The sequence below is a fragment of the Shewanella abyssi genome (assembly GCF_023284025.1).
Classification (GTDB): Bacteria; Pseudomonadota; Gammaproteobacteria; order Enterobacterales; family Shewanellaceae; genus Shewanella; species Shewanella abyssi.
Genome location: NZ_JAKIKR010000013.1, coordinates 1 through 26,443 on the forward strand (window position 1 = coordinate 1; position 26,443 = coordinate 26,443).

The following is a 26,443-nucleotide window of genomic DNA, read 5'->3' on the forward strand; positions in this document are numbered from 1 at the left end:
TCCGTCCTAGCAGTGAGCTGGCGAACGTCCTAGTACCTAGGACCTTCTAGCAAAGACGGTAAAAACTAGAAAAGAGCAAAGCGACGGCATAAATGCCGACCTACTTTAAAAGAAGGTGCTAGTACCTAGGACCTTCTTTGACAGTCAAGCATAGCCTTTAGCTGTTGCTGCCATTTAGCATTAAGTAAACTCCCTTGTAAGCCCCCTAAATGTTGGCACAGCTTTTTAATATTTAAAGTGCTTTTCGATGGCCTTTCAGCCAGAGGTTTTTCATGCAGTGCTTGCCAAGATTTGGAACTAATTGACTTGATTTGGCAACGGCTAGCGCTTAACGCATTTTTAGTGGCTGCGGGGTCGGAGAAAAGTGGCTCCGAGTCTAATGTCATTAATCGCTGGATCTCTTTGGCAAACTCAAACCATGAACAACTGTTTACAGCAGCGTAATGGTATAAATTTCTTGCTCCTGTAGCACTATTCCCCCCACTATCTGTAACGTCCACTTTGCTGGTACTCAGAGCATTTAAGCTCACAACCTCTTGGTGCATTATTAGCTTTAAAATCACTACGGCTAGCGCTTCACTCCAAGTCGGACTGCCATATTGATCCCCGATAATCGATAGTTCATCCTTAACCGCGAATAACCCCTGCATGGTGTTGACAAAGTTATGCCCCGAGCAACTATAAAGCCAAGCCGTTCGAATAATACTGGCCTGATCTCCTAAAATTTTCTGCACTGCCTGCTCGCCCGCCAGCTTACTTTTACCATAAACAGATAGCGGCGATGGCATATCCTGTTCATCATAAGCGCAGCCTTTATCCCCTGCAAAAACAAAGTCCGTTGAGATATGGATTAGCTTCACCCCATCATTCTTACATTGTAAGCTGAGTAACTCAGGCCCTATAGCATTGACTTGATAGGCCGTATCAACTTCCACTTCCGCTTTATCAACAGCATTATAGGCCGCGCAGTTAATCAGCACATCTGGCTTTATTTGCTTAAAAGCGGCGTCAATTAAAGCGGGGCTGCAGATATCTAACTGTTGGTGAGCGAATAAAAACACTTCATCGAGCGGACTTAAACAGCTCGAAGCTTCAGGTAAAGCATCGAGTAATGCCCGTTTAACATCGGCGGTAATAGCGCTTGCACTTAGGTCGTCAAACAGGCTCGCTTTAACCTGAGCACCACAGATGTTTGCGATCAATGCCAAAGATTGTGCTAACTGCCCTCTGCCACCGGTAACCAATATTTTCATTAAAAAAATTCACTAAAGTTGTTTCATTGTCAGCTATTAATTAACCAGCTTGATTGCACTATTGCTAACAATATCTATTTGAACACCGAGCAAAAAGAATGGATCATTAGCTGTCATCGCTAAAAGCCATCACTTAACCTCAGTTTACTCAATTAACGCTGAGTACTCGTCCAGTGAAGTATGACCTCGAGCGGATAGAAAACACAACAGGGCTTCTGGACTACGATTAAGTAAACGCTCTATTGGAAACTCCACCGCGTCAATGATCTCAATGGCTTTATCAAAGTTGCCTAAGCTAAAGGCGACGTGAGAATCGGAGCCCATAACGAGCAGTCCACCAGCCTCTTTGACCGCCTTTGCGATAGCGCTGCAGTTGCCTTCACTGCCCTTTCTCGAGGTCAAAAAGGAGGAGTTATTGATCTCTAAGGCAACATTGTTATTGGCAGCGGCTACTGCTACCTTTTCAATATCAATCGGGTATGAAGGGTTGCCAGGGTGACTAATAATGTCGACATTACCGCTCTCAATACAGTTTATCAGTGCAGCAGTGTGGGCCTCTTTCGTCGATGGCGGCAACACAGGTTCATGAAATCCTGCCAGCACGATATCGAGCTCTTGCAGATAATCGCCAAAAAAGTCGATGTCACCCTGCTGATTTTTTATATTAGCTTCGATACCACGCAACACACCAACGCCGTCCACTATTCGCGGTAATACACGCATATTAACAAAATGCCAAAAATGCGGGGCGTCTGCCATATCGGGCCCATGATCGGTAATGGCAAATAACTTGATGCCTTTCTCTTTCGCAACCCTAAGGTAATCATGCACAGTACTATAAGCATGAGTTGACGCTATGGTATGAGCGTGAGTATCGACGAGAAACTTCATGATTAATCTCATTCTTAAAAACAAAAAGAGTAGACATGCAGTCTACTCTGATACAGGTGGTTTCTCTATGTTCTATCGATGTGAAAAATCATTAGCCCTCTTGGGTTAAGCTACTATCGAGCTCTTCCCAGCTCTGTCGTTTTCGATAGATTGTCGAGGCACTAATATCCAACAATGCCGCCGCCTTGGGGACATTGCCACCACAAAATTCAATGGCACCTTCAATAGTCTGTTTCTCGGAGATCCATAACGGAACGATATCCACTGCCGCCATCGGAGCAGTTTGTGATGCTAGCGGCGCAGCTCCCCCCTCAACTTCTACAGTCCCTTTCACCACCGAGTGGGTACTCTCCGCCGTAAAGGTCGCTGGAATCGCTGCTTTAATTTGAACTTGAGGCGTTATCTGCTTAACATTGTTATCGGCCGTAACTTGCATAGGTAACATATCAAGCTCTACCGTATCAGCGTCATTCAGCACCACCACCTGCCTAATCACATTCTGCAGCTGTCTTACGTTGCCGGGCCATTGATAATTTTTAAGGCATTGTTTAGTGGCAGCGCTAAAGCGTTTAAATTGCTTACCCTCTTCCTTGTTGTACTCTTGAAGCAATTTATTCGCTAATAGAAAAATATCTTTACCGCGCGTTTTTAACGGTGGTAGTTCAATGGGGATAACATGTAATCGATAAAATAGATCTTCCCTAAAGCGGCCCGCTTTCACTTCATCCCAAGGAGTGCGGTTAGTCGCACTCACAAAACGTACGTCAACTTTCTCCTCTTTAGTGCCCCCTACGCGTTGAAAAACACCGGTCTGAATAAAGCGTAGTAACTTACTTTGCAGCTCTAAATCCATTTCGCAGATCTCATCAAGAAACAGCGTACCTTTATGGGCGCGAGTAGCCGCACCATCACGGTTAGCAATAGCGCCGGTAAAGGCACCTTTGGTGTGGCCAAAAATTTCACTCTCGATCAAATCTTTAGGAATTGAAGCACAGTTTAAAGCAATAAAAGCTTCATCGCGGCGGTTACCTGCATGATGAATCGCATGTGCGCAAACTTCTTTGCCGGTACCACTTTCGCCCACAATAAAAGCGGATGCCTTGCTATTTGCTACGCAATCAATTGTTTTATAGACGGTTTGCATTGCAAGCGACTCACCAATAAACCCCATGTAATGGGGTTTGGGTAAACTGCTTTCATATTTAGCCACCAAGTTAACCAGTTGTCGCTGCTTGAGGGCATTGCGGACAGTAATGGATAGGCGCTTAGCATCGAATGGTTTCACCAGAAAATCAAAAGCACCCGCTCGCATAGCATCGACTGCCAGATCTATGGTGCCATGGGCGGTGATCATAATGACGGTAATATCTGGATACTGTTTCTGAACAATATCAAGAATATCCATACCGGACATATCGGGAAGTTTGATATCTAAAACTAGCAGATCCGGTTGCCACTGCTTCAACTCATTGAGTGCATCCTCACCATGATTAACATGGGTGACTTTTGCACCATCCGCACGTAAGTATGCCGTGTATAACGCTCCGAGCGACATGCTATCTTCTACGAGCAGTGCGGTGAACGGGCTAGCTATATCCATATAAGAGTCACCTATTACTTATTAATCATTATCGAAGCTAAATACGCTGTCATTATCGTATCGATTGAGTCTAGCAGTTATCATTCAGTTATCTTGCATGTATGTAGGGTATAGGTAAATGAAGTTATCCTACGCGGGATTTAAATACCTGCAAAGTTTGCTCGCCCGTTTCAATAACATGACTAAGTAACTGCGGCACTTGATTAATATCACCTTCTTTAGCACTTAATTCAAGCGCTTTTGCAGCCTCACTTAATGCTTGAGCACCAAAACTGCCCGCACTACTTTTTAACGTATGTGCTTGTATATCAGCTTCGCCTAAATCGCATTCACCCCGTGACTGACAAGATTTTAGTAGTGAGCGCAATATATCGAGTCGCTCCTCAGCCTCATCTATAAAAACGGTGAACATTCTTGCCATCGCCTCCTCTCCAAGCATACTGCTTAGCTCTGCAAGTGTGGCTTCATCGAGTATGCCACTGGGGTTATTTTCAGTAACATCGTTTTCTGCAAGCTGCTCTCGTTGCTGTTTTTCAGGCAAACGGGGTTCCTCGACTTGATGACAATCTTGATTAATTTCTTTACTCATTGTAGCCGTAAAAATAGGCTGTGCTACAACCCCTTGCAGATTGGCGTGATAAGACTCCTGAGCCGCACATTTGTCCTTTACCCCCCATCGATTAACCGCTTTAATGAGTTGCGCTCGGTTTACCGGTTTAGGCACAAAATCTTTCATTCCTGCATTCATACATAACTCTACATCCTCTTTTTGCACATTGGCGGTCATAGCAATGATGAGTTGATGGGGGTTGTGCAACAGTATATGTTCGGTGGCTTCGATACCATCCATCTCTGGCATTCTCATGTCCATTAAAATCAATGCATAATCCTTGCTCGCCGCCATAGCCACGGCTTCTTTGCCATTATTAGCCAGCTCAACATCGAAGCCCGCTTTATTTAATAGCGCACTGGCAACGATCTGATTTGCTGGGCTGTCTTCAGCCAACAAGATGGGCAATGTTGTTTGGCTTTCATTTATCAGTATATCTTCGGCGCTGGTTAACTCAGTATTAAAGCGATGTTCACCACTGAGCATGGCAAGCATCATATCTCTGCTTAGGGGTTTGTTAACGACTTGCTCAAGACCGACCTCGGCCAACAATTTTGACGCTTCAGGTACCACAACCGTCATTAGCGCTGCCATTAACGCTTCATCATAAAGATATGACTGTTTAATCTCTTTAGCCTGCTGCACGGTGAGATCAACGAGACAGCGTTCATCAATCAACACAAGGTTAAAACGACCTTGCGCTTTTAATACATTGAAGATGTTATCAATACTATCGACGCATATTGCATTTACCCCATATTGCTTATATTGCTTTTCAAACAACGCGCAATAAGTCGCATTGGGATGCACCAGTAGCACGCGATCATCACGAGGCGAGTGCGGAGCTAACGGCACATCTGCTGCGTCTAACTTAAGTTTGACATCAAAGCTAAAACAGCTCCCTTGGCCTTGTTCACTCTTGAGCGCAATACTGCCTTCCATACGGGTGATAATTTCTGCACAAATCGCTAAACCTAGCCCGGTGCCGCTATAGTTAGTATTGTACTCATCATGAACTTGGCTGAACTCCTTAAATAGGGTGCTCTGCGCTTCTTGGCTAATACCAATACCTTGGTCAGATACCGTGCAACATAGCTGCACCTTGCCTGAGGTACTTTCAAGCAACCACATCTCTACCGCCACGCAACCACCCGATGAAAACTTAATCGCATTATCGACTAAGTTTTGCAGCACTTGGCGTAAGCGCTGACCATCACCAATAAGACTTTCTGGCACATTACAATTGACAAAACTCGCTAGGGTAACCCCTTTATCTTGCGCTTTAGGTGACAAAATTTGTAGCACTTGGCTAACCAACTTCGCTGCAGAAAAAGCACTTTTTTCCAACAACATCTGCCCCGCTTCAATTTTTGAAAAATCCAAAATGTCGGTAATGGTGCTTAGTAGTGCTGTGCCCGCTTCTTTTGCTGTATTGGCATAAATACGCTGCTCTTTATTGAGGCGCGAATCCAGCATCAGCTCAACACTACCCAGAACGGCATTGAGTGGTGAGCGGATTTCGTGACTCATAGTGGCTAGAAAACGTGATTTGGCTTTACTGCCTTGCTCCGCTTGATCTTTAGCGAGTTGAAGCTGAGTTTCATGCTCCATTCGCCTTGAAATATCGCGAATAAATGCAGTCAGTAGCATCTCCTCCCCCAGTTGAACCGGAATTAATGTGATCTCAATGGGAAGGTCTTCTCCATCAAAGCGAGTCGCCAGCATTTCAGTCGCATTCTTGAACGCTTTTCCTGCGCCAGTGCGGCGGTACTCCTCCAAAATTTCGCGAAAGACGACCTGGGCCTCCCCCTTAAACAAGCAAGTCTCCATTATCTCACCGACCAAAGCCTGTGAATGAGCTTGGAACATCAAACAAGCGGAATCATTTACCTCTTGAATTTTACCGGTGATGTCGATGGTGATGAGTGCATCTTTACTGCCTTCTAAGGTGGCGAGTAAGATTGACTCTGTTCGCTGAGCAGCAACCTGAGCTCGCTTTACATCACTAAGATCTTTCACTAATCCTAAAAACAGTAGTTCGCCATCGAGTACCATTTTTGAGATTGACAGCTCAATAGGAAATAGCTCGCCCGCTTTATGCTGCGCCATTAACTCTCGACCTTTACCGATAATCTTAGCGTCACCACTCTCTAGGTATTTACGAATATAACCGTCATGCATCTGTCGTTCTGATAGAGGCAAAAGTAACGATACATTCTCGCCTAAAAGCTCGCTATCTTTATAACCAAAAAGCCGACTAACGGCGGGATTAACTTCGCTGATCTCGCCGCGAGTATTAATAATAATATAGCCATCTAATGCAGTGCCTAAAATGGTGCTCAAGCGGGTGTTTGCATTTTCAAGCGCATGAGTTTTCATATCAATTTGCTCAACCATCAGGTTAAAAGCATGGGCAGCTTGACCTATTTCGTCCTTCGATGTTACCGGTAACTTAACCTGCTTTTCACCTGAAAATACTCGAGTAGAAGCCAATTTTAGTTGCAGTAAATTGCGGGTTAAATAGTGGCCCAATAACCAAGAAAAAAGTGCCACCAGCAGCATCTCTAAGGCGGCAATGAATAAAAATTGTTTGGTCGCATCAGCGATAAAAATATCGAGTTTGGATATTTCAACGCCGAGTTCAACTCGACCATAAACAATCCCAGATTCGGCCACCATAGCCTCTATATCTAAAATGCCATCATCGACTTTAGTCACCGTAGTATCCCGGGCCGCTAAATGGGCACCGTCATTCACACCAGCGGTAACTAGAAGGTCATCTATATTAAAAACACTGACATACAGCACTTGATTGGTCGCTATAAGTTCACTCGCCAAGTTACTCAAGGTGGATAAGTCGGTACTCAACACCGCATCTTTTGCCGCCGCTGCAAATAATGAGGCTATTGATTGCGCCCGTTTTTCAATTTCAGACTCATTCGATGATTTCAGATAATCGATACTGGTATACACCAGCAGCATTAATAACAAGCCTTCGATAATCGCAATGCCTAGAATGGTTTTTAGTCTAAAAGACATTAATGACCCTCCTTTAACGGTATTGATAACTCGCCAAGCTTTAATGCTCTAACATCATCCCAGTCACTATCAACCGCGGGGTTCAATGCACTAAAGCCAAGCGTGTTGAGCAAAGCCTGACCTTGCTGCGACTCAGATAGAGCCGCTAGTTCTGCGACAAGTATGTTACGCGTGCTCTGTGACACTCGCGGATGCACGGCAATCGCGTGGGGGGTGTAACCAGGCGTAGTCCAAAGAATACGCAGCTTAGATTTGGTCTCAGCAGGTAAATTGTTAAACGTTCTGCCGACCCCGCCGCCTGCTTTAAATAGCCCTTTCGATACCGCCAAATAGACAGAATCATGGGAGCCGACAAACTTAGCCGAAAAGTCGATATTCCGCTGCTTTAAGTTCGCTCTGGGGATCATGCTGGCAGCAAATGCCCCTGGTGCGGGGAACGCGATAGTTTTTCCAGACAAAGCCTCGAGATTGTTATATGCCGCATCTTTTGCAACCACAATAATGCCTTTAAGCTTTTTGTCTTTCTCTTTAACCAGAACCTGATAGCCCTGTGATTGATGGAACTGCACGTAGTGGTAAGGATTCATATATGCAACGTCATACTCCCCTTTTGCCAGCCTAGCTTCGAAAGTAGGAATATCTGGCGCCGTTGCAAAACGCAAATCAAGCTTTGCATTTTGCGACACTTCAGCCAACAGCGGGCCCCACGCTTTAGCGAGTGTGCTAGCCGCTTGCTGAGGCACAACACCAAATACCAGTGTATCTGTAGAGCCATGGCGTTCAACCTCAGCGGTACTGGCCTGGGCGAAGAATAATAGCAAGCTAGCAATCACTATTTTTAAGCCCTGCATTGAAACGAGTTTGTCTCTACCGAAGAGTGAAAACATGCTGTTCTATCCTTGATTTGAATCAATTTGCGGTTTATTAATACCAGCAATTAGCACGCCAAGATTAACTAAAGGCTACATCAAGCAGCAAATTTAGAAATATTCATCTATGACAAGTACTTATCAATAATAGATGTACAATCTCAATATGGAGCAGCGACTCGCAATTTGCAACCGTCTCACAATAAAGATGACTATTACGCTAGGGTTCAAAAAATATTTCCACTGCAATAATCAATTAATACAAATAGATAACCAGCAAGTCATGGTGGTGGCATAGTGTTTGCTGTCTAGCTTCATAGCCCAGCTATTTTGCGAATAGAGTAATGACAGTGTTGATCTCTGCAGAAACAGAGCAAAAATTTAATATCATGGTGGTCGAAGATTGCGACAGCGAGCGCTGCTTACTCAGTGGTTTATTGACAGCAATGGGGCTTAATTGCATCGGTTTCTCCGCCGCCGAGTCTGCGATCGAATACTTAAGCGATCACCCTATCGATCTCGTCATTACCGATTGGATGATGCCAAACATGAACGGCATCGAGTTTTGCAAAATACTCAAGCGCTCAATCAATAGCCCCTATACCATTCTACTCACCGGCAACGGTGAGGCTAGCCAGATTGTTGAGGGGATAAACTCCGGCGCCGATGATTATGTTGCTAAGCCATTCAATAGTGCAGTACTCAAGGCGAGGATCAATGCAGGGCTTCGAATAATAGAGATGCAGAGCCAACTTGCACAAAAAAATGCCACACTAAACCAGCTACTTGAAAAAGAGCAACACTACCTCAGTGTCGTTAAACAGGATCTCGCGCTGGCAGCCCAGCTACAACAGGCGCTGCTGCCGGATAACGGTCAGCTGAATCAACAGTGGCAAGTGACCTGTGAATTCAAACCTGCGCAGGATCTGGCTGGAGACATATTTCAGTGCTTCAATATCGATGAGCAACATATTGGATTTTACCTACTCGATGTCAGCGGCCATGGCACAGCAGCTTCTATGCAAAGCTTCACTCTGGCACAAAATTTAGCTAACAATCGCGCTGCCTGGCAAGCATTAGATCTGTGCACACTGGTCAATACACTTAACAATGAATTTGATGATCCACAAAATAGTGGTTGTTTCGCCACCATGGTGATTGGCATTGCCAATACTGTCACTGGCGCTGTGGAGTACATTAACGCGGGGCACCCAGCACCTATAATCATTGATCCACAGCAAGCCTATTTTGTCGATCAAACTCAGCTCAAGGTTGCCGCTCAACTGCCTTTAGGGATCCGCAAGAATGTCCAATATAGCAGCAGCCATTTTTACTTAGCACAGCAGCAACACTTGCTACTCTATTCCGATGGGATCTATGAATGCCGTCACCCGAAACACGGATCCTTTGGCCAGCCGCGCCTGCTCAAAGTCATCAACGGTGCCAGAACACTGACGCCCAATTCACTACTGCACCACCTAACCCACAGTTGTGATTTATGGCAACAGAAACAGGCTCAGGACGATATCTCATTGATGCTGATCTCTTCTCCGTCAGCGACCCATAACTCATTCGTTCCACCATTAAATTAATCTCATCAAGGACAGAATATGAATAGCTTACAGATCAACCTCAATAAAGCGATATTGGCTAAGCACTCTCTTTGCCTAGAGATAGAGCAGTTTATGTTACAGAACCACATAAACTCATCGCAAAGATTTAAGATTATCACCTGCGTACTTGAAGCTGTCGCCAACGTAATGAATCACACTAACAATGGATCCGCAGATATGACCCTCATTTTGCACTGTCGCGATAATAAACTGATTGTCGACCTGCTTGATAACTCCGCATTACATAGCAGTAAAGCACCACTGCAATGCCCTGATGCTGATACTCAATCTGGTCGAGGTTTATGGATTATGCACAGCTGGATGGATAACGTAAGAGTACAACAATCTGTTGCGGGGACTCATCTGCAATTGAGCCTATCAATACGATGATGCTGACATATCCAGTGCTCATATTAACGGAGAATAATCAAGATCTGTACGCTGTGTTCTGGCTAAGCAGTTAAGTCAGTAATCAAAGCACAACATAGCGTATCCTCTTCCTCTTTCAACCGTCTACCGTCTACCGTCTACCGTCTACCGTCTACCGTCTACCGTCTACCGTCTACCGGCATACTTTACTTTTCAACTCTGCTCTTACAACTCATTTTGGCAATAAGCAGATTGCGCATTTTGCTTTGCATATTAAGAATCCATTTAAAACCCATCTACTCACAAGTCAACAAAGCAAACTAAATCATATAAAAACAGCAGCTTAAAAACTGGCACTGCAGTTGCAACGGTCTATGTAAACCCAATAAAGATGAAGAACAGCACGCGACTTTCATCTTCATTAGCAACTATTCACTCATCACGAATTACGACTCATGAGTAACAGTGGCCAAAGTATATTAAGGAGCTTCCTATGACATTCTCTCCACTAGCACAGAATAATGCCTGCAAAATCACTTTTCCCGTTGAAGTGGTCATGACCCAAACACCGACGCTTCGCGCTGCAATGTTGCAACAAATTAACGCCGGAATGACCCAACTGGTTATCGATTTACATCAGGTGCAGTACATAGACTCCAGCGGCCTTTCAGTACTGATTTCAGCGCTAAAAAAAGTCGAAGAGCAAGATGGCGAAATTGTATTGCTTTCACCCACCGCTGGCGTGCGAGCACTGATCGAGCTTACTCGTCTGCATCAGATTTTTTCCATCTTTGAAGACGAAGCTGCCGCAGTTGACTACATATGCAATGAACTTGATACGCAGTGAACTTGCCAGCTAACAAGCCATCTATAGAGGGCTACGCTATGAACCCCAATCACAGCTTAAATTTATCCGCTACAGTCACTCACTCCGCATTGACCCAGAGTGTCGAAATGAACTCGGTGAGGACAACAAAGCCATTAAAGGCTTTATCGGCACTGCTCATCATTATCATTACCATGGCAACGGCATTATCCGGATGCGTACTGCCTCACCACCCAGAAGAAGCGGACATGTGTGACAACGTGGAAGATGACATGACCCAGTGTCACTTCTACGATAGCGATACTCCCTACATGCGCAGTAAAACCCGCGAACGTGCGCCTAAAAATATAAGCCAGCGGCCAAACAATCCAATGGGCACCACTTGGTTAATGAATGCAGCTCAAGCGCAACAAGCGTTACATCTACCGCAGAACATCAGTTTATCCGTAGGAGATAGGTTTAAGGTCGATATTCTTAACGGAGAAGAGTTCAGTGGCAACGTCGAAGTCAATAACGACGGCTATATCTACTTGCCCTACCTGCAACCCATTCATGCCAAGGGGCTCGATGTTCAGCAACTATCGACCGCGATTACTCAGCATTTAATTGATGAAGATTTTATGCTCAAAGACAGCGTAAGACTCAGTATTACGCCGTTAAAGTGGGCGCCGGTAGAGGTCACCGTTTCAGGGGGGGTGTTTGAACCTGGACAGCATCAAATCAACAAGAAAACAGATCTTGAGATCATCGATGATGATGGCGGACACAGCGGCGACCAAGCAACAGAGAGAAGCATTGCCGCTGCACTAAGGGCCTCAGGTGGCGTTCGCCCCGACGCCAATATCAGTGAAATTATCGTTATTCGTCAGCAGCACAGCTTCAAGCTTGACCTTTCTGGCGTGATCCACGGCTACCCAGTGCCATCGATGACCTTAATGTCAGGTGACCATATCCATGTACCGCAGCACGACTATTTTGATGATGCCCTGGCTAGACCGTCTCAAATCACTACGCCAGGGATCCGGGTGTTCCTATCAAACCTAACGCAACCCGCCAGCAGTAACTCGCAGTCGGCAGTCGATACCGATGCCACTCGTTTTCCCTACGGTACCCGTCTACTTAATGGTGCAATAGCGGCAAACTGCGTCGGCGGCGCGCAATCAACCAATGCCAGCAGACATCTACTTTTGATCACTAAGAATCCATTAACCTCAGAAGTTGATGTGATTGAGCGCTCAATGGATTCACTCATTAGACACTCTTGGGAAACCGGCATGAACCCGATATTGATGCCTGGTGACGGTATTGCTTGCTACGACTCACGTGTCACCAATATGCGCGAGATAGCAAGAACCGTCACCGAGATTTTAGTCCCTGCAACCTTGCTGGAACTACTTTAATCTGACTAAAAAAAGGAGGCGATGATGGATAAACAGCAATCAATAAGACCTCTACAGTGGCTGAAGCGTTTACTCGTTAACGGTAGCCAAGTCCCGGTCAAACAGCGTAAAAGCAATTACCTAAAGCTGACCTTTATATTGCTGGCGATAATATGGTCACTGGTACTGTTTTTTGTCCTTGTCACCCCTAGCCGCTACGTCAGTCAATGGACCCTCATTCTCCCCGGCGCAGGTGCCGGTGCAGTGGTGAGTTTAGACAGTGTCGGCCAAGCAAGCAGCACTGTTAGCTCGCCCTATTTAAGCACGGCAATTGATCCGCGGATCAATTACAAATCCATTGCCAACAGCAGAACCTTACTTTATGAAGCGGCAAAGATCATCAATATCAAAGGCAATCAGTTTTCCAAGCCAAAACTAAAACTGCCAAATCAAACCGGGTTAATGCAGTTCAGTTTAAAAGCCACCACGGCAGAAGGGGCGCAGCAGCGAGCATGGGCACATTATCACAGCCTACAAGCATTGCTGTCGCGGTTACGTAATGATGAAGTACAACAACGAGAAGACGCCATTAGGGTTGGTATGGCAAGTTTTGCCAATAAAGTCAGCCTGACCCAAAACAAGCTATTAGAGTTCCAATCAGAGTATGGTTTGGTCACGCTAGATCAATTTAAAGAGCTGGCGTTAACGATGGAGCGTTTAAGACATAACAAGGTTAACTTGTCGTCGGAGTATCAAGGTGTCATCGCCAGCCAGAGAATGCTAGAAATACACTTGTCATTATCACCCAAACAAGCAGCTGGCTTGCTAACATTAAAAAATGATCAGTTGTTTCAACAGCTACTAATAAGCTACACCGATGTCACCACAACACTGACTGAGTACGCCAGTCGCTTTGGTAAACGTCATCCGCAAATCGTGACCCATCGTAATGAGCAAACATCGATACTTGCTGCAATATCAAAACGTTGCCAAGTATTACTCGGCTATACTGATAAACGCTTGATGTTAATGTTATCAGCCGATGATCTTGATGGTCGAGCCCAATTGATGCAGCAACTTTTAACACTGGACACTAAAGCCAAAGGGCTAAACAGTCGAATTGGTTCGCTTACGCAGCAGATCCACGATTGGGATCACCGTTTATATGACAGTAACGATGACGCTGCTAAACTTGAGGCGCTACAAAGAGAGCATCAGGTTGCAACAGCGGTATTTACCTCGGCACTGGCTAAAATGGATGTGGGCAAAGCAGATATATATTCGTCTTTTCCTTTGCTGCAGTTAATGTCAACGCCGACGCTACCGGAGTCATCAGATAAGCTGCCTGTTTTACTCGCGCTGGTTGGCGGATTTGCCGCATCGATATCATTAATCGCAGGGATGGGAATGTTATGGATCCGCAAGCCTATACTCCAGAAAATTCTGATGAACGACTAGTTTGGTACGCGATGACTGGCACCTACCTCTTCTGGTTATTAGGTGCCATGTATGTGGTTGCCCCTGTCATTGGCTGGATCTTGCTATTAAGGCTCATCACCAGAGTCATGTTTAAAGGGCAGCATTTTGTGGTCAGCAAGACACAGCTTTACTGGATAGTGGCGATGAGCTTGATGTTGTTGGCCTTGGTTGTCGCCCATTTCAGTGAGGGATTAGGTCTCGCCAAGCTAATCAAATCGAGCATCGGCTGGGCCAAAGGTTGGGCGCTGTTAGCCATATTCCCGTTAATCGGTTCACTCAATATTCGCCCCCACATCATCTATCGCGCCGGTTGTATCGTCTGTAAGCACACGCTTATCTTGTTGCCTATTGTTATACTCGCATGGGCGATAAAACTCCCCAGTACACTCTATACCTCACCACTGAGTATTATTGGGGGTCCAGGCCCAGAGTTTTTCAGCGTAAGCCTATATGAACTTGATCCTGGCAGTGGGCTGCCAAGATGGCGCTTGTTTACCCCGTGGGCACCCGCATTAGGCTTGATGGGCAATCTCTTTTTTATCTTTGCCTGCCAAGAACAATCAAAGCGATATCGCTTCTACGGTTTCGCTGGCAGTTTAAGCATGGTTTTACTGTCTCAGTCTCGACTGGCACTGGTCTGCTACCTACTTTTGATCGGCTTTTTTATGGTCGTTCGCTGGTACCGCTCACCCTGGTTATATTTCGCCGCCTGCCCAGCGTTGCTATTACTCGGTTTATCGGGCTATAGCGTACTTGAGAAAATTGAGCAGAGTATCGACGCCTTTAAAAATGCTCGTGCGGGGTCGACGCGGGTCAGACAGGAGCTAGCGAATATTGCCCTCGAACGTTGGGCTAATGAGGCGATGATATGGGGCCACGGCATTGTTGAAAAAGGTCCCCATTTAGTGGAGTACATGCCCATTGGCTCTCACCACACTTGGTATGGCTTGCTATTTGTTAAAGGACTCATTGGCGCAGTAGCGCTAGCCTCAGCGATGTTAATCACTCTATGTAGCCTACTGCGCTATGTGTTTTGCAATGCTCTTTCAGCAGCCGCCGTTGCCATTATTGTGATGATTTTCCTCTACACTTTTGGTGAAAACTTAGAAATATTAGCCTACCTTTTCTGGCCAGGACTGATCATTATAGGCAGTGCACTAAAACACAATAAAACCGGCTCTTAACCGGCTCTTGACCTGCCCTTCCTCGGCTCCATCCCGGCTCTTCCTCGGCTCCACCCCTGCCCTTAACCTGCTCTAACCATTCTGACTCGCAATATGCAAAATCAGCATGAATATTCGCTGCCACTGTCTCAAACCCCACAACACCCCAAAAACACCAACGAACAAATGACAATGCTTTTCAGCTACTTAGTAGCTTAATGCGCGGGGAACAAAAGTTGGCACGATACCTGTAACACTCTGTTTAACACAAGAGGATAAGCAGCTTAATGTTAGCGCTATCTATTCAATCGACTAACAGGTGGTTGTATGCAAGCAATATCACAGCTTAAAAGCAGCCTAACCACTCTGTTCGGCAGTGCGCTTGGCAAGAGTCTGTTTTGGCTTGGTTCAGCTCAAGTACTCGGTCGAATAGTGCGCCTTGGATCTAGCATCATTATTGCTCGCCTACTGACACCTGAAGTGTTTGGTCTGGTCGCCATCATTCTCACCAGTTTTGAAGTTATCTGTACTCCAACACGCAGAATATCATCCGCTGCATTAATACAGATGGATGATCAACAGTTTAATAATGCACTCACCAGTGCCAATCAGGTTAACTGGTTAGCCGCTATCACCGCCTTCGTTGCCATGAGCTTACTCAGTTGGCCGCTTGCACTCTATTACGATGACGTGCAGCTCATAATGCCTATGATACTTATGGCAACAAGCTATTTATTACTGCCACTGGGCATGCTTTACGCCGCGCAAAACCTGCGCCTCAACCGCATGAGAGTGGTTGGTCGCGCCGTGCTGTGGCAAACGGTTTTTGATGGGCTATTAACAGCCACTCTCGCTTTACTCGGGTTTGGGATCTGGGCGATTATCTTGCCTAAGATCATTGTGATATTTGTTTGGATTGGGGTTCATCAATACCACAATCCCCTTCCCGAGGCTTTATTAAACACATTTACCCCAGCGAGTACGGTTAAGACTCATCCACTTACGACGAGTCCTAGCCCTAACACTAGCCACTGCACTGACAAGCGCACTAGCCCCTGTACTAGCAGCAAGCGCAAGCTAACACTAGGTTTGAACCCACAGGCCCTTGAGATGTTGCGGTTCGGTCTACAAGTGGGTTTAGGTGACTTGGCTATCGCCATCCGTCAGAACGTCGACTACATAGTGGTCGGCTATTTCCTCGGTATAGAGGCCTTAGGCGTCTACTTTTTTGCATTTAATGCCAGCTTAGGGATCAGTCTTGGGCTCATTCAAAGCTATGGTACAGCCCTTTACTCTCACCTTTGTCAAACAGCGGCTGACAGCAACAAACCAAGCCTGAGTTTGTATCAAAAGTACTTTCAGTCGCTTAAATTCATTATGTTACTCACGCTACCGATTATTACCGCCCAAGCGGTGCTCGCCCCTTTTTATCTGCCACTGATTTATGGCCAAAAATGGCTCGATGCTGGCGCCCTACCGATTTTCATCTTGCTGTGTCTAAGTGGCCTAGTCAGGCCCCTTGGCGAAGCGGCAAGTCAATACTTAATCAGCTCAGGACAAAGTCGATTAAACCTTATCTGTAATAGTATTTTCACTTTAGTACTAGCTACTACTATCGCGTTTTGCAGTTTGTCGGGGCTCACCACGGTAGCGCTGGGTATTTTGCTGGTTCACTTAATCGCGATGCCGAGCTTTACCCTCTATTTAATGTTCGCTCAAACGCCGTCCCAAAGCGTCCGCGATGGCCAGCAGCCACAAAATATCACCGCTAGGGTGCCATTGAATAAATCACCTTGACGCCGCTGACTAACAACACCATAACCGCTGATGATCCGCTCACGGGAGACACGCTATGACATCTAACAACCAATACCATAAACCGCTAACGGCAAAAGTATCTGTGGTCATGCCCATCTACAATGTTGCAGCGTTTGTAGAAGACGCCATCAACTCAGTACTGGCACAAACATTGAGTAACTTTGAACTGATATTGGTCAATGACTGCTCCCCCGATAACAGTCTCGCGATATGTCAGACTTTTACTGATCCGCGGATCCGGATCATTAGCCATGAGGTAAACCAAGGCTTAGCAGCCGCTAGAAACACCGGCATACGCCACGCCATTGGTCGTTACGTTGCTTTTCTTGATTCTGATGACATGTGGCACCCAGAAAAGTTAACTCAGCATGTAGCGCATTTAGATAACGCGCCAGAGGTCGGCATTAGTTTTTCTCGCTCACTGTTTATTGATTACCAAGGTAAAAAGATTAATGTATTCCAGATGCCGCAGTTAACCGATATCAGTGCCAGCGATCTGCTTTGTCGCAACCCTGTCGGAAATGGTTCTGCTCCGGTATTGCGCCGAGAAACCTTAGGCGATATCCGCTATCAAGCACTGAATAAAAGCCATCCTCATAGTTGTTACTTTGATGAGAACTTTCGTCAATCTGAAGATATAGAGTGTTGGCTGCGGATCCTGGCAACCACCCATTGGAAAATGGAAGGACTCCCAGCGCCACTTACCTATTACCGCCTCAATAACCAGGGGTTATCAGCGGACTCCAATAAGCAGTATGCCTCATGGGAGAACATGATAAATAAAGCCAGCCGCTATGCACCTGAGTTATTGGCGCTACACGAGAATCGTGCCAGAGCCTATCAACTGCGCTACCTTGCGCGGCAAGCCATTCGCAATAACGATGGTAAAGAAGCAGTGGTGCGCATAAACCAAGCGCTAAAAACATCACCGGCGATTTTGAGGCATGAAACCGGACGCACTATGGCCACTCTTGCCGCCGCCTACCTGCTACATATTTTGCCGCGCCGTGCCTATAAAGGCGTTGAGTTATTGGCTCAATCAGCCCTTGGCCGTATGCAACGCGCCCAAATAGCTAAAGACGGTGTGACAGCAGAACTCATGAGCAGCCTGTAAAGCGGCGCAACATTCCAGCGGCTTGTAAAAGCCTTTCTAGCCCCCGATTGATAAGCCGCTAATACCCCATTCCATCTGGTAAAAACAGCTATCTCCCGTTTGCAGCACGCAATGCAAGATGCAAACGGGCCACTCCCCTACAATAATAAAGCGCCATAAAAACACACCAACATACTGTTTTAATAGTGTTTGTAGAGTTGGCCTGTTACCTGCAACATCCCTACCATAACGACTGCGCTAACAACGGCTCATAACAGCCGCCGTTAGCTTAATCACTACAGCAGAGTCATTCACAACACGATATAGACCCGAGGCCGATTATGACAAATATTCCAACGCGCCCCACCAGCACAACGGCATTGGCTATCCGTGTTGTTGATGCATCTGCTGCAATGTTGATGATATTGCTAACCAGCCCGCTACTTGCTTATGCCATGGTCAGAAGTGCCGCTAACCATCTCCATACCTTTGAGTCGGTATTTGTTGCTGGCCCTAATAATAGCGTTATCGCACTGCAGCAGTTGAGTTACGCTGGACGCTTCAAATCGCTGCCAATGCTGTTTAATGTGCTCAATGGCGATATCAGCCTATTGGGTAGCAAGATAGCGTTTGCCTTTGGTGCCATACAAGCGCGCAGTCAAACAGCAAACAAATACGCAATCAAACCTGGCCTCATCTCTATCGAGCAAATAAACAGTGCCACTGGGCTTAGCTTTGAAGCAGCTAAGCGTTCTCTCAATAAAGCCCACAGCAGTATTCTCAGCTACATTACCGCACTCGTAAGAGCCCTATTTGTGTTTGTTCTCACCCGTACATTCATGCCCAAAATCAAACGTAGCACCCGAGTCATCTCTGTGTTTGGCATAGCACTTGATAATTGGACCATGACGGAGCTGTTAAGTGAGCTGCAGCAAACGTGCCAAAACGGGGCGCCACAAACGATGAAACTATACAGTTTGATCAATGCTGACTGTTTAAATATCAGCACTCAAAATGAGGTTTATCGCCAATACTTACAGCAAAGTGCGCGGGTATTTGCCGATGGTATTGGCGTCCGCTTAGCTTGCCTATCAAAAGGCCAAGGGCTTAAAGACAATCTCAACGGTACCGACATGTTCCCAAGATTGTGCCAGCTCGCCGCCGAGCAGCAACTGTCAATTTATCTACTGGGGGGTGAAGAAGGGGTAGCCACAACCGTTGCCAGCAATATGATAAAAAGCTACCCAGCCCTTAAAATTGTCGGCACTCACAGCGGCTATTTCAGTGCGACTAACAACAGCGGTAGCGGTGACGCTGGCACAGGGCATGACGATAGTGAAAACAGCGCCGTGGTTAATCAAATCAACCAAGCTCAGGCAGACATTTTATTAGTGGCGATGGGGGCTCCATTGCAAGAGCAATGGCTTAAAGATAATCAGCATCAGCTCAACTGCCATGTTGGGATCGGTGTCGGTGGGCTTTTCGATTTCTATTCAAACCGCATCAAGCGTGCCCCGCCATGGTTACGACAGATGGGCATGGAGTGGAGCTATCGATTACTGCAGGAGCCTGGCCGAATGTGGCAACGCTATATCATCGGTAACCCTACGTTTTTGCTACGCGTGTGGCGCGAGAACCGTCAACTGAGAAAGATGCAATCAACCCAGCCACAAAAGCGAAAGCCAAAAACCAATATAAACGACACCCCAAAATTTAATGCTAAGCAAGCCAACGCGCGCCGCGCCGCACATAACTTGCATCGACACTTGAACCGTGCTGCCAAACGAACACTCGACATTAGCGTATCGGCAAGCTTACTCACCTTACTCATGCCGCTATTTGTGCTCATTTCACTGCTTATTCGCATCGAGTCGCCAGGCGCCGTGCTGTTCTGCCAGGCTCGTGCAGGACGCAATAATCAACCCTTTACCATGTGGAAGTTTCGCTCCATGTATCAAGACGCCGAGCAAAGATTGGCAATGATGAAAACAGACAATGAAATGCAAGGCGGCGTGCTGTTTAAGATCAAGCGTGATCCGAGGATCAGCTGGATAGGTAAATTTATTCGTAAAGCGTCAATTGATGAGCTACCGCAACTTTGGAATGTTTTACAGGGTGATATGTCGTTAGTCGGTCCTCGTCCTGCGCTGTTAAGTGAAGTGAAGCAATACAGCCAGCATGATCGAAATAGGCTGATGGTAAAACCTGGGATCACCTGTATATGGCAAGTCTCTGGCCGCTCCAACATCCCGTTTGATAAACAAGTTGAACTCGACATCGACTATATCTACCAACAATCCATCGCTGCAGATATTTGGCTGCTGCTTAAAACCATTCCAGCCGTGTTATTTGCACGTGGCGCATATTAAGGAATCGACTATGCAAGCAATTATATTCGCTAATCGAAATGGCAATGAACTCTCCCCCTTACACCAGCACTATTGCCCGGCGCTATTGCCCGTTGGTAATAAGGCCGTGATTGAATTTACCTTAGAAGATCTAGCCGAAGCCCATATTGACCGAGTAAGAATTGTGACCTCCTCACATTCTGCAGCAATCGAAAAGCTGGTTGGCAATGGCCAAAAATGGGGATTAGAGGTTGAGTATTTTTTAAGTCGTGAGCAAGAAGATGTATCAAAAATTCTGCCGCGCCTCGCGCTAAATCAAAATGAAGCAATATTACTGGCACGTGCCGATATATTACGCAGCCCATGCATCAAATCTTTTGTGCAGTTTAGCAAGCAGATGAGTCACAGCTATGTGGTGGCTAAAATAGCCAATCAAAATGCCGGCTTGATGTTGCTACCAGGCGCTAGCCATTTTACCGAAGACCTCAACTGGCCATTGGCGAATTGCCACGGGGCTGTTCAACGGGTAGATCAAGCTGCAGCTCAGGGAGCAGAACAGCAAAGTGTCACCCAAATACTCCACGGCGACTGTTTTCTGCTCGATTCTCTGGAAAACTACATGGGTGCTAACCAAGCATTAGCGTCAGCAACACTCACAGGTGCTACGCCTAAAGGGCGCTATTTTAGCAGCGCCGCCCCCGTTAAAGGATTTTACCTTGCTGCTAAAACTAAATCAGGCCAACTTAGCATGCACAACGCCTGGGGGGTGATAGGCAAAAACAGCTGGATCGATGAAAGTGTCGATATGCAGCAAAGCATTATTGTTGGCAAAAACTGCTTAATTGAAAAAGCCTGTAGCCTGAAGAACTGCCTTATTTTAGATAATACCTACATTGGTCAGGGCCTCAATGTCAGCAACGCCATTGTCTGTAAAGATCTACTGTTAATGCCTGAAAATGGTGGCCACCTAAGGTTAACAGACCCCAGTATTATTGCAGACAACCGTCAACAAGCTAAACGTCAGCAGCCGTCCCAATCGGTCTCTCTACTCGATAGAACGCAAGCATTGATATTGTTCTTTGCCGGCCTGATTTTAACGCCACTACTGATGATGGTCTCGCTAATGACCCACCCAAAGCGACCCATGGTAACAGAGACTCTTTTTATCAAGGGCGGACAAAAATCCACTTGGCGCTGGAATATCAGCCCTAGGTTCATCGCCCGCCTACCCCAGCTGTACTGGGTGTTTACCGGCCGACTCGCCCTATTTGGCGCCACACCATTCGAGCAGAAAATACAAACAACTAAACAGCTTAAGCAGATCAAGCCAGCAACATCATTAGGCCTATACGGCCCCTTGCAACTAGTCATCGACGCCGCAGCGCCTATTGAGGAGCGGCAACTCGTTGAAGCCGAGTTCTTTGCTATTAACCAGCGCAGTAAATATTGGTCGTTAGTCAGCAAGTCCATATTTGCCAAATCCGTTAAACACAAAACGCCGGTCAATGCTGTGAAGTAATCAGCATCATTAATGTGTATTTGGCATATCGACTTATCACTAACGCCCATTTAGCGCAGAGTAAGAGGGAACATTATGAAAACGAATACAAAAACCATCATTACTTACGGCACGTTCGATCTATTCCATTATGGCCACGTACGTCTGTTTAAGCGCCTTAAAGCACTGGGAGATAAACTTATTGTTGCCGTTTCAACGGATGAGTTTAATGCACTAAAAGGTAAAGCCGCCTTTTTTAGTTACCTGCAGCGTGCCGAAATTGTAGCAGCATGCAAGTATGTCGATATGGTGGTGCCAGAAACACACTGGCAGCAAAAAGCCAAAGACATCTGCAAATACGATGTCAGCACCTTTGGTATAGGAGATGACTGGAAGGGAGAGTTTGATGAACTATCAATACTGTGCGATGTTGTCTACCTAGACCGGACCGGTGAAATATCATCAACTGAAATTAAAAATAGCCTGGCAGACAAAGGGGCCCCGACGAGCCCAGCAGTCAAAGATCCGAACAATAACTCTCATGATAATCCTCATGATAACCCTCATGATAATTTCGACAATAAGGTCTCTAAATAATGCGATACTCCTCGCTACGGTCATCTTTACTGCAATGGATAAAAGCCTGTGGTCGAAAGCTGCTATATCAGCTTTCAAGGCTGGTTCCACGCAGTACTAACAAGGCCGTATTTGGCAGTTATAAAGAGCTATTTTCAGACAACAGCAAGTACCTTTATAAGCATTGGAGTGATGAAAAGTTCATCCGCTGCATTTGGATCACCGCCAATAGAGAGGTTATCAAGCAGCTGCGAGCTGACGGTTATGAAGTCTATTACCGCTGGTCATTCCAAGGCGCGTTTCATGCGTTAACCGCCAAATATTACTTCTACAACAGCTATATTGGCGATATTAATCAATGGCTGGCAGGTGGCGCTGTAAAAGTAAACTTGTGGCATGGTCTGCCGATGAAGAAAATTGAGTTCGACATTACATCAGGCCCCATGGCCCAAATATTCAACCCAGAGTCCCTACTGCAAAGGCTTATGCAGAGTCTGCACGCACATCAACAACGGATAAAACCCGATATAATGTTAAGCCCCAGTCCACTGGTTGATCAGTTGTTTAAAAGCGCATTTAGACTCGGCAATCACAACTTACTACACTGCGGCTACCCAAGAACCGATTACTACGGCTTAAACCCACATCAGGCACTATCCATCAAAACAGGCAGTCTAATTAACCCTGCAGGATCGAGCGAAACACAGCACGGAATAAAGACTAAAATCTATCAACAAGTAATTCTTTATGCCCCATCATGGCGTGACTCTTTTCAAACAAAGAGTTTTCAAGCTGCAACGCCCTACTGCGCGGCCTTTGACTGGCAAGCTCTATCAGAGCAACTACAAAAAAATAACCAGCTGTTTTTACTGCGACTGCATCCAAATGAAGCCGAACTGGCCAATAAGTTCGCAAGCTTTGCTAACATATTGAACATCAGTACCATGGAGGACGTATATGGAATATTGCATGAAGTCGATCTGCTGATCACCGACTATTCATCACTGTTCATCGATGCCCTGCCTCTTAATATCCCGTTGTGTTTCTATCGCTTTGATAAAGAGCAATATCAGCAGAACTGCCGAGATATGTATGAGTATTCCAGTACAATACCGACACTCGGGCCAGAGTGCCTCACCTTTAACCAACTGCTAGCACAACTTCAGCCTGACTCAGTCAATGCACTAGCAAGCAGATACCAGGATAACTTCCGAGCCGCAAACAAGATGTTTTGGGGAGGCTCGCAAACCGGATCCTTTGCAGTGTTAGAAGAGTGGATGCAGGCTGAGAAGGTTTGGAGCCGGTTAAGCTGAGAAGGTACTAGGACGGACTACGTCCTGCTAGGAAATCAACAGAAAACACCATTCGGCTTTTGATGTTGATGTTGATTTTCTGCTTTGCTAGCACCTTCTTTTAAAGTAGGTCGGCATTTATGCCGTCGGTTAGCATGGTCGATTGCAATGATTGATGGGCTAAAGCCCAACCTACAGCGGTGTTGTAATGCTTATGTTGGTGTTCACGATTATCTTTTGTAGGTCGGCATTTATGCCGTCGCTTTGCTCTTTTCTAGTTTTTACCGTAAGCGAAGCGTTCCGTAGTGACGAAGTCGCGTACCGTAAGGCCGTAGGTCGTTCGTCTAAGATTTTACCGTCTTTACTCGAACCTAGTCGCTTGGCCGTCTTTATCCGACAATATCGGCACCACACCCTTATCTAACGGCCACTTAATCGCAATATCAGCATCATTCCAAGCCATAATGCCCTCATCACCTGGCGCATAGTAATCAGTACATTTATAGATAATATCAGCGTAATCACTTAAGGTTAAAAAACCATGAGCAAAGCCTGGGGGTATATACATTTGCAGCCTGTTTTCAGCTGACAGAATTTGTCCAAGCCATTGGCCGAAAGTTGCCGAGCCTTGACGAATATCCACAACGACATCAAAGATCTCACCGGCGATAACGCGAATAAGTTTGCCTTGAGGATGTCTCTTTTGAAAATGCAGCCCCCGCAGCACATGCTTTGCAGAACGGCTCATATTCTCCTGCACAAAAGTGGGCGCCTTTAAACCTAACTGCCCAAACAGTTTATCAAACTCAGACTGGCGAAAAGTTTCCATAAAAAAGCCACGCTCATCAGCGAAACATTGAGATTCAAATAACAGCACATCAGCAATAGCAGTAGGAATAAGTTTCATAATATCTCATGGTAAAAAATAGCATGTACGCAGTACAAACAACCCTAGCGATCAATAGCCGCCCGCAGAACTATCATTAAAATAACTCCTATTAAGCGCCTTTGCATCCTATTATATTTGCATTACTCTAGTTTAATCCATGGAAGGAGTTATCCAAACAGCTTGTGTATAAATAGGGAGATAAAACATGCAAATCATCCATCACGGTGCCGTCAACGGAGTGACAGGCTCTTGCCACCAGCTTGATATCAACACTCATTCGAGTATCTTGATTGACTGCGGCCTATTTCAAGGAGCTGAAACTGCAGGCAAAAGCGCCATTGAACAACTGCCCATAGAGTTCGACATCAGCAATATACAAGCGCTCATAATAACCCACTGCCATATCGACCACGTGGGCAGGATCCCCTACCTGCTTGCAGCGGGGTTTAATAAACCCATCTATGCAACGGTGGCCACAGCAGCACTGCTGCCAATGGTGATTGAAGACGCGTTAAAAATTGGCGTTACCCAAAACCGGCGCATGATAAAGCTCTACTTAAAAATGCTTAAACAACTCATTACCCCAATTGAATATAACCAATGGTTTGCCTTAGATCTCGGCACGGCTATCAAAAATAACAACACAGCAGCTACAGCTAATCGCTATAACCAAGCGAAGGCAAAATTTAGAGCCGCTGGTCATATTCTAGGCTCTGCCTATGTAGAAATAGCGCTATTCAACAGCTTCACTAACAAGAGCAAGAACAACCATAGAGTGGTGTTTTCGGGGGATTTAGGTGCGACTCACACCCCACTGCTGGCAAGTCCCAAAAGCCCTTATAGAGCAGATACTTTGGTCATTGAGTCGACATACGGCGATAAAAATCATCAAGGCCGAAAACAGCGGTGCGAGAGTTTAAGAAAGGTAATAGAAAAGTCTGTTGCAGATAATGGCGTGGTACTGATCCCTGCCTTTAGCATTGGCCGCACACAAGAGCTACTTTATGAACTGGAGCAGCTGATCCATCGATATCGCCATAAAAACCAGATGTGGGAAAATATTGAAGTCATTATTGATTCACCAATGGCGGCAAAGTTTACCGAGCATTACTTACAGTTTAAAGCGCTGTGGGACAACGAAGCCAAACAGAAGCTAAAGCAGCACCGGCACCCGTTAGACTTCGAGCAACTGTATACCGTCGGCAGCCATCAAGAGCATCTAGCAACAATAGAATACCTTTGTAAACGCAATAAACCGGCGATAGTCATTGCCGCCAGTGGCATGTGCACCGGTGGAAGAATGCAAAACTATTTGGCGAGACTGCTCCGCGAACCAAGCACCGACATCATATTTGTCGGTTATCAAGCACAAGGTACTACAGGGCGAGAGATCCAAACCTATGGACCTCGCGGAGGTTACTGCACCATAGATGGCAATAAAGTAGCGATTAAAGCCGCAGTGCATACCATCAGTGGCTATTCAGCCCACGCCGACCAACACAACCTAATTAACTTTGTAAAAGGCATGCGTATTAAGCCGACACTCATTCGCATCGTCCATGGCGATAACGATGCAAAAAACGCACTCGCAGAGGAATATAAGAAGTTACTGCCAGGTGCGAAAATAGAGATAGGGGTTTAGGCCGAAAGGAGCAGAGACGGTTTAAAGCTGAGATACTGAAGCCGAGAGGAGCTGAGACGATGCAAGCTAAGATAGACCATTGCTAACTGACGGCATAAATGCTGACCTACAAAAGATAATCATAACCAGACGGCATAAACATTACACAGCTGTAGGTTGGGCTTTAGCCCATCAATCATTGCAATAGACCATGCTA

At 46.0% G+C, this 26,443-nt stretch carries 19 protein-coding genes; 13 read left to right on the plus strand and 6 right to left on the minus strand.

Going from position 1 to position 26,443, the window contains the following annotated elements; genetic code table 11:
- Positions 1–125: 125 nt before the first annotated feature.
- The 5 genes from rfbD to L2755_RS07860 form a co-directional block, all read right to left on the minus strand.
- On the minus strand, positions 126–1,253 hold the full coding sequence (gene rfbD / locus L2755_RS07840; protein ID WP_248980126.1) for a dTDP-4-dehydrorhamnose reductase: 1,128 nt from the start codon (positions 1,251–1,253) through the stop codon (positions 126–128).
- Between the two features lie 144 nt (positions 1,254–1,397).
- Positions 1,398–2,144, minus strand: coding sequence for a phosphatase (locus L2755_RS07845; protein ID WP_248980127.1), 747 nt, complete (start codon positions 2,142–2,144; stop codon positions 1,398–1,400).
- Between the two features lie 91 nt (positions 2,145–2,235).
- Positions 2,236–3,744, minus strand: a complete 1,509-nt coding sequence (locus tag L2755_RS07850; protein ID WP_248980128.1) for a sigma-54-dependent transcriptional regulator — start codon at positions 3,742–3,744, stop codon at positions 2,236–2,238.
- Positions 3,745–3,868: 124 nt separating this feature from the next.
- Positions 3,869–7,393: a PAS domain S-box protein gene (locus L2755_RS07855; protein WP_248980129.1), complete on the minus strand. Its 3,525-nt coding sequence runs from the start codon at positions 7,391–7,393 to the stop codon at positions 3,869–3,871.
- Entirely contained in the window at positions 7,393–8,280 is an 888-nt protein-coding gene (locus tag L2755_RS07860; protein WP_248980130.1) for a phosphate/phosphite/phosphonate ABC transporter substrate-binding protein, read from the minus strand. The genes L2755_RS07855 and L2755_RS07860 overlap by 1 nt, the downstream gene beginning before the upstream one ends.
- 326 nt (positions 8,281–8,606) lie before the next feature.
- Between L2755_RS07860 and L2755_RS07865 the strand changes: the two genes are divergently transcribed.
- From L2755_RS07865 to L2755_RS07920, 12 genes are all read left to right on the plus strand, one after another.
- Positions 8,607–9,854: a fused response regulator/phosphatase gene (locus tag L2755_RS07865; protein WP_248980131.1), complete on the plus strand. Its 1,248-nt coding sequence runs from the start codon at positions 8,607–8,609 to the stop codon at positions 9,852–9,854.
- An 18-nt stretch (positions 9,855–9,872) separates the two neighbouring features.
- Positions 9,873–10,265: an ATP-binding protein gene (locus L2755_RS07870; protein WP_248980132.1), complete on the plus strand. Its 393-nt coding sequence runs from the start codon at positions 9,873–9,875 to the stop codon at positions 10,263–10,265.
- A gap of 472 nt (positions 10,266–10,737) precedes the next feature.
- Entirely contained in the window at positions 10,738–11,091 is a 354-nt protein-coding gene (locus L2755_RS07875) for an STAS domain-containing protein (RefSeq protein ID WP_248980133.1), read from the plus strand.
- A 38-nt stretch (positions 11,092–11,129) separates the two neighbouring features.
- Complete coding sequence (locus tag L2755_RS07880; RefSeq protein ID WP_248980134.1) at positions 11,130–12,470, plus strand: polysaccharide biosynthesis/export family protein; 1,341 nt, start codon at positions 11,130–11,132, stop codon at positions 12,468–12,470.
- Positions 12,471–12,494: 24 nt separating this feature from the next.
- On the plus strand, positions 12,495–13,907 hold the full coding sequence (locus L2755_RS07885) for a GumC domain-containing protein (protein ID WP_248980135.1): 1,413 nt from the start codon (positions 12,495–12,497) through the stop codon (positions 13,905–13,907).
- Positions 13,862–15,112 carry an O-antigen ligase family protein gene (locus tag L2755_RS07890; RefSeq protein WP_248980136.1) on the plus strand — a complete coding sequence of 417 codons (1,251 nt, stop codon included), beginning with the start codon at positions 13,862–13,864 and terminating at the stop codon, positions 15,110–15,112. Before L2755_RS07885 ends, L2755_RS07890 begins: the two co-directional genes overlap by 46 nt.
- A gap of 306 nt (positions 15,113–15,418) precedes the next feature.
- Positions 15,419–16,888 carry an oligosaccharide flippase family protein gene (locus L2755_RS07895; RefSeq protein WP_248980137.1) on the plus strand — a complete coding sequence of 490 codons (1,470 nt, stop codon included), beginning with the start codon at positions 15,419–15,421 and terminating at the stop codon, positions 16,886–16,888.
- Positions 16,889–16,943: 55 nt separating this feature from the next.
- The gene (locus L2755_RS07900; RefSeq protein WP_248980138.1) at positions 16,944–18,023 is read left to right on the plus strand and encodes a glycosyltransferase family 2 protein; all 1,080 of its coding nucleotides are present in this window, start codon (positions 16,944–16,946) and stop codon (positions 18,021–18,023) included.
- A gap of 320 nt (positions 18,024–18,343) precedes the next feature.
- Positions 18,344–20,371, plus strand: coding sequence for a WecB/TagA/CpsF family glycosyltransferase (locus L2755_RS07905; RefSeq protein ID WP_248980139.1), 2,028 nt, complete (start codon positions 18,344–18,346; stop codon positions 20,369–20,371).
- Between the two features lie 10 nt (positions 20,372–20,381).
- Positions 20,382–21,869: a sugar phosphate nucleotidyltransferase gene (locus L2755_RS07910; RefSeq protein WP_248980140.1), complete on the plus strand. Its 1,488-nt coding sequence runs from the start codon at positions 20,382–20,384 to the stop codon at positions 21,867–21,869.
- A 75-nt stretch (positions 21,870–21,944) separates the two neighbouring features.
- Positions 21,945–22,445, plus strand: coding sequence for an adenylyltransferase/cytidyltransferase family protein (locus tag L2755_RS07915; protein WP_248980141.1), 501 nt, complete (start codon positions 21,945–21,947; stop codon positions 22,443–22,445).
- Positions 22,445–23,737 carry a CDP-glycerol glycerophosphotransferase family protein gene (locus L2755_RS07920; protein WP_248980142.1) on the plus strand — a complete coding sequence of 431 codons (1,293 nt, stop codon included), beginning with the start codon at positions 22,445–22,447 and terminating at the stop codon, positions 23,735–23,737. Before L2755_RS07915 ends, L2755_RS07920 begins: the two co-directional genes overlap by 1 nt.
- A 340-nt stretch (positions 23,738–24,077) precedes the next feature.
- On the opposite strand, the gene rfbC is transcribed toward L2755_RS07920, so the two are convergent.
- Positions 24,078–24,623: a dTDP-4-dehydrorhamnose 3,5-epimerase gene (gene rfbC / locus L2755_RS07925; protein ID WP_248980143.1), complete on the minus strand. Its 546-nt coding sequence runs from the start codon at positions 24,621–24,623 to the stop codon at positions 24,078–24,080.
- Between the two features lie 187 nt (positions 24,624–24,810).
- Between rfbC and L2755_RS07930 the strand changes: the two genes are divergently transcribed.
- Entirely contained in the window at positions 24,811–26,247 is a 1,437-nt protein-coding gene (locus L2755_RS07930) for an MBL fold metallo-hydrolase RNA specificity domain-containing protein (RefSeq protein ID WP_248980144.1), read from the plus strand.
- Positions 26,248–26,443: the final 196 nt, after the last annotated feature.

Bases quoted from the DNA above. Each gene is read 5' to 3' on its own strand.
- L2755_RS07860 (WP_248980130.1), bottom strand. From the start codon at position 8,280: ATGTTTTCACTCTTCGGTAGAGACAAACTCGTTTCAATGCAGGGCTTA.
- L2755_RS07855 (WP_248980129.1), bottom strand. From the start codon at position 7,393: ATGTCTTTTAGACTAAAAACCATTCTAGGCATTGCGATTATCGAAGGC.
- L2755_RS07920 (WP_248980142.1), top strand. From the start codon at position 22,445: ATGCGATACTCCTCGCTACGGTCATCTTTACTGCAATGGATAAAAGCC.
- L2755_RS07870 (WP_248980132.1), top strand. From the start codon at position 9,873: ATGAATAGCTTACAGATCAACCTCAATAAAGCGATATTGGCTAAGCAC.
- L2755_RS07845 (WP_248980127.1), bottom strand. From the start codon at position 2,144: ATGAAGTTTCTCGTCGATACTCACGCTCATACCATAGCGTCAACTCAT.
- L2755_RS07865 (WP_248980131.1), top strand. From the start codon at position 8,607: ATGACAGTGTTGATCTCTGCAGAAACAGAGCAAAAATTTAATATCATG.
- rfbD (WP_248980126.1), bottom strand. From the start codon at position 1,253: ATGAAAATATTGGTTACCGGTGGCAGAGGGCAGTTAGCACAATCTTTG.
- L2755_RS07930 (WP_248980144.1), top strand. From the start codon at position 24,811: ATGCAAATCATCCATCACGGTGCCGTCAACGGAGTGACAGGCTCTTGC.
- L2755_RS07910 (WP_248980140.1), top strand. From the start codon at position 20,382: ATGCAAGCAATTATATTCGCTAATCGAAATGGCAATGAACTCTCCCCC.
- L2755_RS07850 (WP_248980128.1), bottom strand. From the start codon at position 3,744: ATGGATATAGCTAGCCCGTTCACCGCACTGCTCGTAGAAGATAGCATG.
- L2755_RS07885 (WP_248980135.1), top strand. From the start codon at position 12,495: ATGGATAAACAGCAATCAATAAGACCTCTACAGTGGCTGAAGCGTTTA.
- rfbC (WP_248980143.1), bottom strand. From the start codon at position 24,623: ATGAAACTTATTCCTACTGCTATTGCTGATGTGCTGTTATTTGAATCT.
- L2755_RS07875 (WP_248980133.1), top strand. From the start codon at position 10,738: ATGACATTCTCTCCACTAGCACAGAATAATGCCTGCAAAATCACTTTT.
- L2755_RS07900 (WP_248980138.1), top strand. From the start codon at position 16,944: ATGACATCTAACAACCAATACCATAAACCGCTAACGGCAAAAGTATCT.
- L2755_RS07890 (WP_248980136.1), top strand. From the start codon at position 13,862: ATGGATCCGCAAGCCTATACTCCAGAAAATTCTGATGAACGACTAGTT.
- L2755_RS07915 (WP_248980141.1), top strand. From the start codon at position 21,945: ATGAAAACGAATACAAAAACCATCATTACTTACGGCACGTTCGATCTA.
- L2755_RS07895 (WP_248980137.1), top strand. From the start codon at position 15,419: ATGCAAGCAATATCACAGCTTAAAAGCAGCCTAACCACTCTGTTCGGC.
- L2755_RS07880 (WP_248980134.1), top strand. From the start codon at position 11,130: ATGAACCCCAATCACAGCTTAAATTTATCCGCTACAGTCACTCACTCC.
- L2755_RS07905 (WP_248980139.1), top strand. From the start codon at position 18,344: ATGACAAATATTCCAACGCGCCCCACCAGCACAACGGCATTGGCTATC.